This window comes from Geodermatophilus sp. SYSU D00705 (assembly GCF_054050135.1).
The window spans coordinates 21,153-35,881 of sequence record NZ_JBJGYT010000017.1; the positions used below are offsets into that span (position 1 = coordinate 21,153).

General features: G+C 75.0%; 11 protein-coding genes. 7 read left to right on the plus strand and 4 right to left on the minus strand.

Annotation, left to right across the window (positions count from 1 at the left end):
* The first annotated feature begins 56 nt into the window (after nucleotides 1-56).
* On the plus strand, nucleotides 57-1,712 hold the full coding sequence (locus ACI78Q_RS14515; RefSeq protein WP_456924102.1) for a glycoside hydrolase family 13 protein: 1,656 nt from the start codon (nucleotides 57-59) through the stop codon (nucleotides 1,710-1,712).
* On the opposite strand, the gene ACI78Q_RS14520 is transcribed toward ACI78Q_RS14515, so the two are convergent.
* Nucleotides 1,709-2,173 (minus strand): GNAT family N-acetyltransferase, encoded by a 465-nt coding sequence (locus ACI78Q_RS14520; RefSeq protein ID WP_456924103.1) that lies wholly within the window; start codon nucleotides 2,171-2,173, stop codon nucleotides 1,709-1,711. The two genes, ACI78Q_RS14515 and ACI78Q_RS14520, sit on opposite strands and share 4 nt — an antisense overlap.
* The gene (locus tag ACI78Q_RS14525; protein ID WP_456924104.1) at nucleotides 2,170-3,186 is read right to left on the minus strand and encodes a carbohydrate kinase family protein; all 1,017 of its coding nucleotides are present in this window, start codon (nucleotides 3,184-3,186) and stop codon (nucleotides 2,170-2,172) included. The genes ACI78Q_RS14520 and ACI78Q_RS14525 overlap by 4 nt, the downstream gene beginning before the upstream one ends.
* Before the next feature lie 142 nt (nucleotides 3,187-3,328).
* Between ACI78Q_RS14525 and ACI78Q_RS14530 the strand changes: the two genes are divergently transcribed.
* On the plus strand, nucleotides 3,329-4,168 hold the full coding sequence (locus ACI78Q_RS14530) for a PspA/IM30 family protein (RefSeq protein ID WP_456924105.1): 840 nt from the start codon (nucleotides 3,329-3,331) through the stop codon (nucleotides 4,166-4,168).
* A 100-nt stretch (nucleotides 4,169-4,268) separates the two neighbouring features.
* Here ACI78Q_RS14530 and ACI78Q_RS14535 read toward each other — a convergent pair whose 3' ends face one another.
* Entirely contained in the window at nucleotides 4,269-5,123 is an 855-nt protein-coding gene (locus ACI78Q_RS14535) for a DNA-formamidopyrimidine glycosylase family protein (RefSeq protein ID WP_456924106.1), read from the minus strand.
* A gap of 157 nt (nucleotides 5,124-5,280) precedes the next feature.
* On the opposite strand from ACI78Q_RS14535, the gene ACI78Q_RS14540 reads away from it, so the two are divergent.
* Nucleotides 5,281-5,796 (plus strand): antibiotic biosynthesis monooxygenase, encoded by a 516-nt coding sequence (locus ACI78Q_RS14540; RefSeq protein ID WP_456924107.1) that lies wholly within the window; start codon nucleotides 5,281-5,283, stop codon nucleotides 5,794-5,796.
* Nucleotides 5,797-5,836: 40 nt separating this feature from the next.
* Here the strand turns inward: ACI78Q_RS14540 and ACI78Q_RS14545 are convergent, their stop codons facing one another.
* Nucleotides 5,837-10,429, minus strand: coding sequence for an ATP-dependent helicase (locus ACI78Q_RS14545; RefSeq protein WP_456924108.1), 4,593 nt, complete (start codon nucleotides 10,427-10,429; stop codon nucleotides 5,837-5,839).
* A gap of 167 nt (nucleotides 10,430-10,596) precedes the next feature.
* On the opposite strand from ACI78Q_RS14545, the gene ACI78Q_RS14550 reads away from it, so the two are divergent.
* From ACI78Q_RS14550 to recA, 4 genes are all read left to right on the plus strand, one after another.
* Nucleotides 10,597-11,742 carry an acyl-CoA dehydrogenase family protein gene (locus ACI78Q_RS14550; protein ID WP_456924109.1) on the plus strand — a complete coding sequence of 382 codons (1,146 nt, stop codon included), beginning with the start codon at nucleotides 10,597-10,599 and terminating at the stop codon, nucleotides 11,740-11,742.
* 9 nt (nucleotides 11,743-11,751) lie between these two features.
* On the plus strand, nucleotides 11,752-13,038 hold the full coding sequence (locus tag ACI78Q_RS14555; protein WP_456924110.1) for an MFS transporter: 1,287 nt from the start codon (nucleotides 11,752-11,754) through the stop codon (nucleotides 13,036-13,038).
* 159 nt (nucleotides 13,039-13,197) lie between these two features.
* On the plus strand, nucleotides 13,198-13,392 hold the full coding sequence (locus ACI78Q_RS14560) for a DUF3046 domain-containing protein (RefSeq protein WP_456924111.1): 195 nt from the start codon (nucleotides 13,198-13,200) through the stop codon (nucleotides 13,390-13,392).
* Between the two features lie 176 nt (nucleotides 13,393-13,568).
* Nucleotides 13,569-14,603 carry a recombinase RecA gene (gene recA, locus ACI78Q_RS14565; protein ID WP_456924112.1) on the plus strand — a complete coding sequence of 345 codons (1,035 nt, stop codon included), beginning with the start codon at nucleotides 13,569-13,571 and terminating at the stop codon, nucleotides 14,601-14,603.
* Nucleotides 14,604-14,729 lie beyond the last annotated feature (126 nt).

The window sequence follows — 14,729 nt, forward strand, 5'->3', positions numbered from 1 at the left end:
CGACCGGCCCCGGGGCGGCGCCCGCCCACCCGGGGCCCGAGCACGTCTGGAGCCCGATGTCTCCCCATGCTGGGCACGGGCGCCGCCCGTGGTGGTGGTCCGCCGTCGTCTACGAGGTGTACCTGCGCAGCTTCGCCGACTCCGACGGCGACGGCCTCGGGGACGTCAACGGCCTGCGCGGCCGCCTGTCCCACCTGGTCGAGCTGGGCGTCGACGCCCTGTGGATCACCCCGTGGTACCCGTCTCCGATGGCCGACGGCGGCTACGACGTCAGCGACTACCGGGCCATCGACCCGCGCTTCGGCACCCTCGCCGACGCCGACGCGCTGCTCGCCGAGGCCCACGCGGCCGGCCTGCGGGTCGTCATCGACCTGGTCGCCAACCACACGTCGGTCGAGCACCCGTGGTTCGCTGCCGCGGTGGCGGGCGGACCGGGTGCGCCGGAGCGGAGCCGGTACTTCTTCCGGGACGGTCGGGCCGGCGGCGCGGAGCCGCCCAACGACTGGATCAGCGCGTTCGGCGGCCCGGCGTGGACCCGGGTCACCGAGCCCGACGGCCGCCCGGGCCAGTGGTACCTGCACCTGTTCGCGCCGGAGCAACCCGATCTCGACTGGGACGACGTCGTGGTGCAGGAGGAGTTCGACGACGTCCTGCGGTTCTGGCTCGACCGCGGCGTCGACGGCATCCGGGTCGATGCCGCTCCGGCCATGGCCAAGGTGCCCACGCTGCCGGACGCCGGCCACGGGCCCGACGCGCTGTTCGAGTCGAGCTCCTGGGTGGACAACCCGCACTGGGACGTCGACGCGGTCCACGAGATCTTCCGCCGGTGGCGGCGCATCGGGGACACCTACGACGGGGACCGGCTGTTCGTCTCGGAGGCGGTGGTCAACGGCCCGGAGCGGCTGAGCCGGTACGTGCGCCCGGACGAGCTGCACACCACCTTCAACTTCGACTACCTCAAGGCCCCGTGGGACGCCGGCCGCCTCCGCGCGGTGGTCGACGGCACGCTGGCCGCGCTCGCGCCGGTCGGCGCCCCCGCCACGTGGGTGCTGTCCAGCCACGACGAGACCCGCCACGTCACCCGGTTCGGGCGCAGCCGGAGTGGCGCGGCGACCATGGGCTTCGACGCGGCGGCACCCGCGGACCCCCGGCTGGGCCTGCGGCGGGCCCGGGCGGCGGCGCTGCTGACCCTGGCCCTGCCGGGCGGGGCCTACCTCTACCAGGGCGAGGAGCTCGGCCTGCCGGAGGTGGAGGACCTCCCCGAGGAGCTGTTGCAGGACCCGACGTGGGAGCGCTCGGGTCACACGGCCCGGGGGCGGGACGGCTGCCGGGTGCCGCTGCCGTGGTCGGGGGACCGCCCGCCGTTCGGGTTCGCCGCCGACGGCGTCCGCCCGTGGCTGCCGCAGCCGCAGTCGTGGGCTGCCCTGACGGTGGCGGCCCAGCGGGAGGACCCCGCGTCGACCCTGTCGCTCCACCGCTCCGCGCTGCGCCTGCGCCGCAGCCTGCCCGGCCTCGCCGACGACCAGCCACTGACCTGGGTCGAGGCGGGGGAGGACGTGCTGGCCTTCGACAGGGGTCCCACCTTCCGGTGCGTCGTCAACATGTCGGACCGGTCCCTGCCCCTTCCCGGTGAGGGCCGGCTGGTGCTCAGCAGCGAGCCCCTCGAGGACGCGCTGCCGCCGGACACCGCGGCGTGGCTGGTGAGCGCCTAACGGGTCAGCGACCGCGTCAGCACCAGGCGGTCCTGCCCCGGCCCCGCGCGGTCGGCGGAGAGGTGGCCGGTCGCGCCCAGTGCGGTGTGCAGGCCGAGGGTCGCGGCGTCCTCCGGCCGGGCCACGGCCTGGACGACCCGCGCCCCGGTGCTGGTGGCGAGGGCGTCGAACCAGCCCACCAGCCGGCGTCCGAGACCGGCGCGGCGCCGGTCGTCGCGCACCGCGAGCAGGTGCACGTAGGCCAGCCGGTCGGCGGTGACGGTGCCGAGCAGGTACCCGGCGTCCACGCCGTCCGCGGTGCGCGCGAGCACCCCGAACCCGCCGAACTGGTCGAACCAGACGGGGTCGTGCAGCGGCCGGGTGTCGACGTCCCAGAACCGGTCGTGCTCGGCGAGCAGCCGCGCCCGGACCACCACGGCGGACAGCTCGGCGAGGCCGACGAGGGTGACCGCGGAGCTCACCGGCGGGCCGCCGCGAGCTCCTCGCGGGTCGGCGGGTCCGCGCCCACCCGGGTGCAGTTGAGCGCCGCGACGAGGGCGGCGTCGTCGACGATCGCCAGCAGCTGCTCGTCGGACAGCTCCCGCAGCGCGGTCCGGGTGGTGGCGCCGGCGGCGAGGAGACCGGCGAACAACCCGGCGGCGAGCGAGTCCCCGGCGCCCACCGTGTCGACGACGTCCACCCGGGGCGGTTCGCGGTGCAGCAGCGCCCGACCGGGGCGGGCGATCCGCAGCGGGGCACCGCCGTCGGTGAGCACCACGAGGGCGGCGCCGCGGTCCGCCCAGCGCACGGCGGTCGCGTCGAGGTCGGCCGCGGCGCCGGGCTCGAGCCAGGCGAGGTCCTCGGCGCTGACCTTGACGACGTCGGCCCGCGCCAGCAGCCGGTCCAGCCGGGCGTGCACCTCGGTGCGGCTGTTGCCCAGTGCCGTCCCGACCGGGCCGTCGGCCAGCATCGGCCGGATGTTGGGGTCCACGCTGACCAGGGCCCGCCCCGAGGCGGCCACGCGCTCCACGAGCCGGGCGATCGGGTCGCAGCCGGGCGGGGTCCAGCTGGAGATCGAGCCGACGTGCAGGATCGCCGTCCCCGGGGGGAGGACGGCGGCGAGCTCGTCGTCGGTCCACTGCCAGTCGGCCGCGCCCTGCACGTGGAATCCGTAGTCCGGTGCGCCGTCGGCCCCCAGGCCGACGACGGCGAGGCTGACCGGCTCGCTCGCGGGCACGAAGCCCGCCGGATCCACGCCGGACAGCTCCGCGTGCCGGCGCAGGGACGGGGCGAGCGGACCGGTGCCCAGCCGGGCCAGCAGCCGCACCGGCGTACCCAGCCGGCCCGCGGCGACGGCGACGTTGAGGGCGTTGCCCCCGGGGCGGGCGACGTACTGCGGGGCGGTGCCCTCCGGGCCGGCACCGGCCTCGGGCACGGGGATGAGGTCGACGACCAGCTCACCCAGGACGCTCAGCACCGGGTTCTCGGTGGACACCCCGAGACACTAACGGGGGAACGCCCCCGGGGCGTCCCTGGTGGCTCACGGACCGGCGCACCTGGGACGATGATCGGTGACGACCATCGCTGCGGCCCGCCGGCGATGACCGGTGGACGATCCGCGCCGAGCAGGAGGACCCATGCCCAACCCGTTCGTCAAGTTCTGGAAGTACCTCACGGCCTCGGCCAACGCGAAGATCGACGAGAAGGCCGACCCCAAGATCCAGATCGCGCAGGCGATCGAGGCCGAGCAGCAGCGGCACCAGGCCCTGGCCAACCAGGCGGCGGCGGTCCTGGGCAACCAGCGGCAGCTGGAGATGCGCCTGAACCGGCAGCTCGGCGAGGTGGAGAAGCTGCAGGCCTCCGCCCGCCAGGCGCTCGTCCTCGCCGACAACAGCCGGGCCGGCGGAGACGCGGCCAAGGCGAGTGAGTACGAGAACGCCGCGCAGGCCTTCGCCACCCAGCTCGTCGCAGCCGAGCAGGCGATGGAGGACCTCAAGCGCAGCCACGACGAGGCCCTCCAGGCCGCTGAGCAGGCGCGGGGCGCGGTCGAGCAGAGCCGGATGCGCCTGCAGACGACGCTCGCCGAGCGCACCAAGCTGATGAGCCAGCTGGAGCAGGCCCGGATGCAGGAGCACGTCGCGGCCTCGCTCAAGCAGGTCAACGAGCTGTCGGCGCCGGGCAACACGCCCAGCCTCTCGGAGGTCCGCGACAAGATCGAGGCGCGCTACGCCAACGCGCTGGGGCAGGCCGAGCTGGCCCAGACCTCGGTCGAGGGCCGCATGCTCGAGGTGCAGAAGGCGACCCTCGACGTCGCCGGGGCCTCGCGCCTGGACCAGATCCGGGCGTCGATGGGCGGGCAGGCGGCGGTCACCGGTGGGGCCGCGAACCCCGCGCTGGAGCAGGGTGCGCCCTCGGTGCCGACGCCGGAGGCGCAGCCGGCGGCCCAGCCCGCCGAGCGCCCCGAGACCGGGGCCTGACCTCTCCTTCTCCTCCTGGCCACGACGGGCCGGCCGCTCGCAGCGGCCGGCCCGTCGCGCTGCGGTGACCGCCGGTCGTCGTCCCGTGACGTCCGCCGGGTCAGTACCGCGTGGCGACCGGTGACGGTCGGCCGGGCTCGCCGGTCCGGGCGCCCGGGTCGACCGGGGTGCTGGCCGCCTGGCAGGTCGGGCACCACCACGTGACGCGTTCCTGCAGGTCCGGCCCCTGATCGCCGAGCAGGATCGGCGTGCGGCAGCGGCGGCAGGGCCGGCCGCGGCGGCCGAACACCCAGTGGTCCTGCCCGCGGCGCGGGTCGCCGGTGGTGTTCTGCTCCGGGTGCTCGCGGTTGGCGAGCATGAGGGTGCGGGCCCGCTCGACGAGGCCGGAGAGGTCGGGGACGTCGGCCACGCGGCTCCACGGGTGCACGCCGCAGAGGAACAGCGACTCGACCTTGTAGAGGTTGCCGATGCCGGCGAGGTTGCGCTGATCGAGGATCGCGACGCCGATCTGCTCGTCGGGGTGCGCCCGCAGCCGCCGCAGCGCCTCCTCCAGGTCCCAGTCGGGGCCCAGGACGTCGGGGCCGAGGTGGCCGACCAGCTCGTCCTCGTGCGCCGTGCGCACCAGGGCGACGTCGTGCAGCCGGTAGCCGACGCACTCCCACTGCTCGGTGCTCAGCACGGCCCGGACGTCGAAGGCGGGGCCGCCCCGCCAGCGGGCGCCGGAGCGGTAGATGTGCCAGCTGCCGTCCATCCGGAAGTGGGTGCGCAGCGTCCACCCGTCGGCGAACCGGACGAGCAGGTGTTTGCCGCGGGGGACCACCTCGGTGACCGCGCGCCCGGCGAGGTCGGTCGCGGCCAGCTGGGGCACGCGGAGCTCGCCGCGGCGCAGCGTGGAGCCGGCGAGCGCGGTGTTCATGCGCTTGGCCGCCAGCCACACGGTGTCTCCCTCGGGCACGCCGCCAGTGTCCCCTGTGCGGCCGCCACCTGCTGTGAGACCGCTGACAGCCGGGATGACGCCGTGTTCTCTCAGCGCTCAGGTACCTGTGGCCGTCCCGACCTTGATCCGCGCCCGCCTGCCCCGGCGTGAGGTGGGCGGGCGCACCCCGGAGCCGGTGACCGTCACGGTCGCGCGGGTCGTGCGCCCGCACCGCCGGCAGGCGTTCGAGCGCTGGGCGGCCGACGCGCTCGCCCTCGCCGCGACCTACCCCGGCAACCTCGGGGGCACGCTGCTCAAGCCCGGCCTCGGCAGCTCGGAGTACCACCTCGTCTACCGCTTCCGGGACGACGCCTCGCTGGCCGCGTGGGAGGCCTCGGAGCAGCGGCGCCAGGCACTGGAGCGGATGCAGGAGATGATCGACGAGGAGCGGTACGCACGGGTCGCGGGGCTGGACAGCTTCTTCACCCGGCCGGCGACGCCGGGGCCGCGGTGGCGGTCGACGGTGCTCACCATCGCCGCGGTCTTCCTCATCACCTCGACGCTGCAGCTGCTGGTCATGCCGCACATCGCCGGGTGGCCGTGGCCGCTGCGGCTGCTGCTGTCGGCCTGCATCGTCGTGGTCCTGCTCGGCTTCGTGGTGATGCCGACCCTGGCCCGGCTGTTCGCCGGCTGGCTGCGCCCCGACCGCTGACGCGCACCGTCGCTGCCGGGCCGATCGGGCGGGCTCGCGGTCAGGCCCGCAGCCGGAGACCGCGGGGGGTGGCGGCGAACCCGGCGGCCTGCAGCGCCGCCGACAGCGGCGTGGACTCGTGCACCGACGCCCCGTCGGCCTTCTGCACCACCATCCGGCCAAGCGCACCGGCGGCCGCGGCTCCGGAGAGCGCCGTCGCGGCCTCCTTGAGCACCGTCTCCTCCTCGGTCCACGACAGCAGGGTCTTGCCGCCCCGTTCGACGTAGAGCACGAGCTCGCCGTCGACGAGCACCACGAGCGCGCCGGCCTTGCGCCCGGCCCGGTGCCCCGACCCGGGCCGGCGGGTGCCGGTGCCCTCGCCGATGTCCACGGACTCCTCGTCCCCGCCGGTCGAGCGCTCGGGCCACGGCAGCGCCGCGCCGTAGACGTTGGCCGGGTCGGTGGCGGCCAGCACCACCGCGCCGCCGGGCACCCGGTCGGGCGAGGCGAAGCTGCGCAGCCGGTCGACCGATCCGGGCGTGCCGAACTGGGCGGCGCCCAGGGTCTCGACGAAGTAGCCACGCCGGGCCCGGCCGTTCTCCTCGAAGGCGCGCAGCACGGGGTAGACCGCGGGGAAGCCGCCGGGCACCTGCTCGGCCATCACGGCGCCGCGGGTGAGCACGCCGTGCCGTTCCAGCAGCGCCTCCGCGCGGGCGGTCGTCCGCTTGGTCGGGTTGGCCTCGCGGTCGGGCAGCCGGGACCAGCGGCCGGCCACCGTGGGCGGGCCGGTGCGGGTGGGCATGGCCGGCCGGCCCAGCCGGGGGCGCCCGTAACGGGTGCGGTCCAGCCGCGCCCGCGGCGGTGCCGGCTGCCGCTTGTGCGTGCCGCCGCCGGAGAGCCGGGTGCGCAGCGGTGCCAGGGTGTCGTTCGTGAGCTGCCCGGCCCAGACGAGGTCCCAGACGACGTCGGCCAGCGCGGTGTCGTCGGTGGCGCCGACGAGGTCGGACAGCCCGCGGAAGAACAGTGCCTGCCCCGCCGCCAGCCGATCGAGGACGGCGGAGCCGACGCTGCCGTCGTCGGGCTGCTCCAGCGGCTCGGGCAGCAGGAGCGGCGCGAGGTCGGCCGGGACGAGGCTGATCCACCCGTCGCCACCGGGCAGGCCCCCGGCTCCGGCCCACAGCACCTCGCCGGCGCTGGTGAGCTCGTCGAGCATCCCGGGGGAGTAGTCGCGCACCCGGGCCGGCAACACCAGCGACTCCAGCGCACTGGCCGGCACCAGTGCCCCGGCCAGCTGCTCGACCACGGCCAGCACGCCGTCGGGCCCGCGCATCCGGCTGCCGACCGACTGCCAGGACGGGGTGAACCGCGCCAGCGTGCCGATCGGCACCGGCTCGACCTCCTGGCGCAGCCGGGCCAGGCTGCGCCGGCGGATGGAGCGCAGCACGTCGGCGTCGCACCACTCCTGGCCGCTGCCGCCGGGGCGGAACTCGCCGGTGACCACCCGGCCGGTGCCCACGAGGCGCTGCACGGTCGCGGTGACGACGGCGACCCCCAGCCCCAGTCGCTGGGCGACCTCGCCGGGCTGGAAGGGCCCGTGCGTGCGGGCGTAGCGGCCGACCAGGTCGCCCAGGGGGTCGGGGACCGGCTCGGTGAAGACCTCGGGCACGCCGACGGGGAGGGCGGTGCCGAGGGCGTCGCGCAGGCGGCCGGCGTCCTCGATCGCCACGTGCCGCTCCTCGCCGGCGATCCGCACCACGAGCGCGCGCCGGGCGGCGACGAGCTCGTCGAGCCACTCCCGGGGGACACCGCGGGCGGCGGCCTCGGCCGGGGTCAGGTCGCCGACGAGGCGCAGCAGGTCGGCCGCGCCGTCCAGGCCACGGGGGTGCCGGTCGGCCGGCAGGCGCTGCAGCTCGGCCTCCACCTCGGCGAGGGCCTCGGCGTCGAGCAGCTCCCGCAGTTCCGAGCGGCCGAGCAGCTCGGCGAGCAGGCCGGTGTCGAGGGCGAGCGCCTGCGCCCGGCGCTCGGCCAGCGGGGCGTCGCCCTCGTATAGGAACTGCCCGACGTAGCCGAACAGCAGCGACTGGGCGAACGGTGAGGCCGCCTGCGTCTGCACGTCCACCACGCGCACGCGGCGGGCACGCACGTCGCGCATCAGCTCGACCAGCCCCGGGACGTCGTAGACGTCCTGCAGCACCTCGCGGGCGGCCTCCAGCGTGATCGGGAAACTGGAGAACTCGCTGGCCACGGACAGCAGTTGGGCCGCCCGCTGCCGCTGCTGCCACAGGGGCGTCCGGCGGCGCGGGTCGCGGCGCGGGAGCAGGAGCGCCCGCGCGGCGCACTCGCGGAACCGGCTGGCGAACAGCGCCGAGTTGCCGACCTCGGCGGTCACCTCGCGCTCGACGTCGTCGGGGTCGAGGACGGCGAGATCGGCCTCCGGCGGTTCCCCGGTCGTGTCCGGCAGCCGCAGCACGATGCCGTCGTCGGAGTGCATCGACGCGACGTCCACCCCGTAGCGCTCCCGCAGCCGGGCGGCCAGCACCAGCGCCCAGGGCGCGTTGACCTGCGCCCCGAACGGCGAGTGCACGACCAGCCGCCAGTCGCCGAGCTCGTCGCGAAAGCGCTCGACGAGCAGCGTCCGGTCGTCGGGGAGGTGGCCGGTGGCCTGCTTCTGCTCGGCGAGGTAGGTGAGCAGGTTGGCCGCGCCCCACTCGTCGAGCCCGGCCGCCCGGGCCCGGTCCAGGCCGGCCTCGGGGGTTGCGGAGCCGACCTCGCGCAGGAAGGCGCCCAGGGCCCGGCCGAGCTCCAGGGGGCGGCCGGGGGCGTCGCCGTGCCAGAACGGCATCTTCCCGGGCTGACCGGGAGCCGGACTGACCAGCACCCGGTCGTGGGTGATCTCCTCGATCCGCCACGACGAGGAGCCGAGCAGGAAGACGTCACCCACCCGGGACTCGTAGACCATCTCCTCGTCCAGCTCGCCCACGCGCCGCCCGCCGGACCCCTCCCCGCCGACCAGGAAGACGCCGAACAGGCCGCGGTCGGGGATGGTGCCGCCGCTGGTCACGGCCAGCCGCTGCGCGCTGCTGCGGGCGGTGAGGGTGTCGGTCACGCGGTCCCAGGTGAGCCGTGGCCGCAGCTCGGCGAACGCGTCGGAGGGGTAGCGCCCGGCCAGCATGTCGAGGACGGCGTGCAGTGCGGACTCGGGCAGCGAGGCGAACGGCGCCGACCGCCGGACCAGCTCGGCCACCTCGTCGACGGTGCGCGGCCGCTCCGAGACGATCGCCACGACCTGCTGGGCGAGGACGTCCAGCGGGTTGCGCAGGTAGCGGATCGACTCGATGGCGCCGGCCTTCATGCGCTCGGCGACCAGCGCGCACTGCACCAGGTCGCCGCGGTACTTGGGGAACAGCACTCCCCGGCTGACCGCGCCCACCTGGTGCCCGGCCCGGCCCACGCGTTGCAGGCCCGAGGCCACGGTCGGCGGCGCCTCCACCTGTACGACGAGGTCGACCGCGCCCATGTCGATGCCGAGCTCGAGGCTGGAGGTGGCCACCACCGCCGGCAGCTGCCCGGACTTCAGCGCCTCCTCGACGACGGCACGCTGCTCGCGGGACACCGAGCCGTGGTGGGCCGCGGCGACCGGCTGCACGCCCTCGGGTACCCCGCCGCCGGAGCCGGCCTGGGCCATGAGTGCGGCGGCGTTGGTGCCCGGTGGCACCGCCTCGCCGGTCGCCCGCTCGTAGGCCAGCTCGTTGAGCCGGCTGGTCAGCCGCTCGGCCAGCCGTCGGGAGTTGGCGAACACGATCGTGCTGCGGTGCGCCTGCACCAGATCGAGCACCCGCTCCTCGACCGCCGGCCAGATCGACGTCCGCGGCTGGTTGCCGGCCGCCGAGCCGTCCAGCTCACCCGTGGGCTGGCCGAGGGTGCTCATGTCCTCGACCGGGACGACGACCGAGAGGTCCCACTCCTTCGCCGAGCCGGGGGCCACGACCTCCACCGGACGGCCTCCGGCGAGGAAGGTCGCGACCTCCTCGATCGGCCGGACGGTGGCCGACAGGCCGATCCGCTGGGCGGGGCGCTCGAGCAGCTCGTCGAGGCGGTCGAGGGAGACCGCCATGTGCGCGCCGCGCTTGGTGTCGGCGACGGCGTGCACCTCGTCGACGATCACCGTCTCGACGCCCCGCAGCGCCTCTCGCGCCGAGCTGGTCAGCAGCAGGAACAACGACTCTGGGGTGGTGATGAGGATGTCGGTGGGCCGCCGGGTGAAGGCCCGTCGCTCGTCGGCCGGGGTGTCGCCGGAGCGGATGCCCACCTGGATCTCCGGGCGCGGCAGGCCCAGCCGGGCGGCGGCCTGCCCGATGCCGGCCAGCGGCGCGCGGAGGTTGCGCTCGACGTCCACGGCGAGGGCCTTGAGCGGTGAGACGTAGAGGACACGGCAGCGGGCGCGCTCGTCGGCGGGGGGTGGCGTGCTGGCCAGCCGGTCGAGGGACCACAGGAACGCCGCGAGCGTCTTGCCGGAGCCGGTGGGGGCGACCACCAGGGCGTGCCCGCCGCTGCTGATGGCCTCCCAGGCCCCCGCCTGGGCGGCGGTGGGCTCGGCGAAGGCGCCGGTGAACCACGCCCGGGTGGGTGCGGAGAACCGGTCGAGAGCGGTCACGGCCCCAGTCTCCACACGGGTACGACACTCCGCCGGTCCATCGAGGACGCGCGGTCGTGACCGTTCGATCGGGGGGAGGACGCAGGTCCGGGGTGCCTCCGCCGTCCGTGCGACGCCGTGGCCCGGGGAACCCGGTGGGAACGGTGGCGTCCGGCACACTGACCGCCATGCGCCGTTCCCTGTACGAGGCCGAGCACGAGGACTTCCGCGAGATGGTCCGGGCCTGGGCCGAGAAGACCGTCGTCCCCTTCCACGAGCAGTGGGAGAAGGCCGGCATCGTCCCGCGCGAGGTGTGGACGTCGGCCGGCGCGCAGGGGCTGTTCGGCATCGACATGGACGAGGAGTACGGCGGCGGGGGCGTCCGCGACTTCCGCTACCAGGCGGTCATCGACGAGGAGCTGATGCGGATCGGCGCCACCGGCGTCGGCTTCGCCCTGCACAACGACGTCGCCGGGCCGTACCTGCGGGACCTGGGCACCGACGAGCAGAAACGGCGCTGGCTGCCCGGGTTCTGCAGCGGCGAGCTGATCACCGCCATCGCGATGACCGAGCCCGCCGCCGGCAGCGACCTGCAGGGCATCCGGACGTCGGCCCGCCGCGACGGCGACGCCTGGGTCCTCAACGGCTCCAAGACCTTCATCACCAACGGGATCAACGCCGACCTGGTGATCGTGGTGGCCCGCACCGACCCGGACGCCCCCGGATCCAAGGGCCTCAGCCTGCTCGTCGTCGAGCGCGACATGCCCGGCTTCACCCGCGGCCGGAATCTGGAGAAGGTGGGCCTCAAGGCGCAGGACACCGCCGAGCTGTTCTTCGACGACGTGCGGGTGCCGGTGGAGAACCTCCTCGGCACCGAGAACCGCGGCTTCTACCACCTCATGGAGAACCTGCCGCAGGAGCGGCTGTCGATCGCCGTCGGCGCGGTCGCCTCGGCCGAGGCGGTGCTCGCCCACACCCTGGAGTACGTCACGGGGCGCACGGCGTTCGGCAAGCCGGTGAGCAGCTTCCAGAACACCCGGTTCGTGCTGGCCGAGCTGCAGACCGAGCTCACCATCGCCCGGACGTTCGTCGACGAGTGCATGCGGCAGCTCAACAGCGGCGACCTCACGCCGGTCGACGCCGCCATGGCCAAGTACTGGACGACGGAGCTGCAGAACAAGGTCGCCGACCGGTGCCTGCAGCTGCACGGGGGCTACGGCTACATGGACGAGTACTTCGTCTCCAAGGCCTGGCGTGACGCCCGTATCCAGCCGATCTACGGCGGCACCAACGAGATCATGCGGGAGATCATCGGCCGCTCGCTCGGTCTCTAGCGGCGGCCGGTGGACACGGTGCTGCCGTCGAGGCTCGACCCGGCGCGGGTGCAGCGCCGGACCCTCGGGGTGCTCGGCGGAGGCGTGGCCCTGGCCGGGCTGGGGGTCACCGTGGGCATCACGGTCGGCGGTCTCCTCGCCCGTGACGTCGCCGGCAGTGACACCGCGGCCGGGCTGGGTCAGACGGCCGGCGTGCTCGGTGCCGCGGTCGTCGCCGTCCCCCTCGCGCGGATCAGTGACCGGGCCGGTCGGCGTGCCGGGTTGGCCGCCGGGTACTCCGTCGCCGTCCTCGGTGCGGTGGTCACCGTGGTGGCGGCGGTGGTCTCGTCCCTGCCGCTGCTGCTCCTCGGTCTCTTCGCCTTCGGCGCCTCGACCGCGTGCGGCCTGCAGGCCCGGTACGCGGCGGCCGACCTGGCCGCACCCGAGCACCGCGGGCGCGCGCTCTCGCTCGTGGTGTGGGCGACCACCGTCGGCTCCGTGCTCGGCCCCAACCTCGCCGGCCCGGGCGCGGAGCTGGGCACCGCGCTGGGGCTGCCCGCGCTCGGCGGTGCCTTCGTGATCGCGTTCGCGGTCTTCTCCGTGGTGGCAGCGGGCATCCTCCTCCTGCTGCGGCCCGACCCGCTCCTGCTCGCCCGGCGCCTGCGTGGGACCGCGGCCGCCGGCGCCGTCCGCCCGCGACGGGCGACGGCGGCGGCGCTGCGGGCGGTCTGGGCCGATCCCGGCGGGAGGCTGGGGCTCACCGCGGTCGTGGTCTCCCACGCCGTGATGGTCGGCGTCATGGTGATGACGCCGGTCCACATGGGGCACGCCGGCGGGCCCGCGGGGACGACGCTGCGGGTGATCGGGATCGTGATCAGCGTCCACGTCGCCGGCATGTACCTGTTCTCGCCGCTCGTCGGGCAGCTCGCCGACCGGGCCGGCCGGCGGGCGACGGTCGCCGTGGCCGGGGCGCTCCTGCTCGCCGCCGCGGCGCTGGCCGGCACCGCCGGACCGGGGGACGCCCTCCAGCTCGGCACGGCGCTCCTGCTGCTCGGGCTGGGGTGGTCCTGCGGGCTGATCGCCGGGTCGACGCTGGTGACCGAGTCGGTGGGGGAGGAGCTGCGGCCGACCGCACAGGGCGGGACGGACCTGCTGATGGGCCTCGGGGCGGCCCTCGCCGGGGTCGCCGGCGGCCCCCTGCTCGCCCTCGGTGGCTACGGGTTGGTGGCCGCGGTCTCCGCGGCCCTGGTCCTGCCCCTCGGGGCGGTGTGGGCCGTCACCGCCGGCCCCGCGGCCGTCGCTCAGCGGCCCCGGTAGTTGCGGTACAGCAGCACGAGGGACACCAGCAGGCAGAGGGCGATGCCGATCTCGAGGACGAGGTCCCAGGTCGCCGAACCCGTGGTAGGGAACACACGGCCAGCGTAGGAGCCGCTCGTCGCCAGCGGCTGACCGCCGGCGCGCGCTAGCGTCGGGGACGTGCGCCTGCAGGATTTCTGGTCCCGTCTCACCGAGCAGTTCGGCCCCATCCGTGCCGAGAGCGTGGCGCGGGACCACGTCTTCTCCTCGCTGGGCGGGCGCAGCGCGGTGGACGCGCTCGAGGCCGGCCTGCCGGTGCGCCGGGTGTGGCTGGCCATCTGTGAGGAGTACGACGTCCCGCGCAAGGACCGCTGACTCCCGGATCCGGCGTGTCACGGTGGCAGTCGAACACACGTTCGGGATAGATTGGTCCGCGCAGTCCACAGGCCGGGCGCTCGTCCACAGGTCCGCCGGATCCCCCGGAAGTGTCAGACCCCCGCTCTAGCGTCGGCACCGACCCGCTTCCACGCGACTTCCCGAAGGTGAGCACCATGGCAACGCTCGACCGCGACAAGGCCCTCGACATGGCCCTCGCCCAGATCGACAAGCAGTTCGGCAAGGGCTCGGTCATGCGGCTGGGCGACAACGCCGCACAGGCGATCAAGGTCATCCCGACCGGTTCGATCGCCCTCGACATCGCGCTCGGCATCGGCGGCCTGCCCCGCGGCCGCGTCATCGAGGTGTACGGCCCCGAGGCCTCCGGCAAGACGACGGTCGCCCTGCACGCGGTGGCCAACGCCCAGGCGGCCGGCGGCATCGCGGCGTTCATCGACGCCGAGCACGCGCTCGACCCCGAGTACGCCCGCGCCATCGGCGTGGACACCGACGCCCTGCTGGTCAGCCAGCCCGACACCGGTGAGCAGGCGCTCGAGATCGCCGACATGCTCATCCGCTCCGGCGCGCTCGACATCATCGTCATCGACTCCGTCGCGGCCCTCGTGCCCCGCGCCGAGATCGAGGGCGAGATGGGTGACAGCCACGTCGGTCTGCAGGCCCGCCTGATGAGCCAGGCGCTCCGCAAGATCACCGGTGCGCTGAACAACTCCGGCACCACCGCGATCTTCATCAACCAGCTGCGCGAGAAGGTCGGCGTCGTCTACGGCTCCCCGGAGGTCACCACCGGTGGCCGGGCGCTGAAGTTCTACTCGTCGGTCCGGCTCGACGTGCGCCGCATCGAGACCCTCAAGCAGGGCACCGAGGCCGTCGGCAGCCGGGTGCGCGTGAAGGTCGTCAAGAACAAGGTGGCCGCGCCGTTCAAGCAGGCCGAGCTCGACCTCCTCTGGGGCACCGGGTTCAGCCGGGAGGGCGGCCTGATCGACGCCGGTGTCGAGCAGGGCTTCATCCGCAAGTCCGGCGCCTGGTACACGTACGAGGGCGACCAGCTCGGTCAGGGCAAGGAGAACGTCCGCTCGTTCCTGCGGGACAACCCCGACCTCGCCGACGAGATCGAGAAGAAGGTCAAGGAGAAGCTCGGCATCGGCCCGCAGCTCGACGCGCCTGCCGCGGCCGAGACGCCCGACTTCTGAGCCGGTGAGTGGCTGGCCTGAGGCGCGCGACCGCTCCGGCCCCGACCGTCGGCGTGGGCGGCGTCCCCGACTGTCCCCTGACCCGGACAGGGAGGACGCCGCCCGGCCGGGCGGTCCCACGAGTGA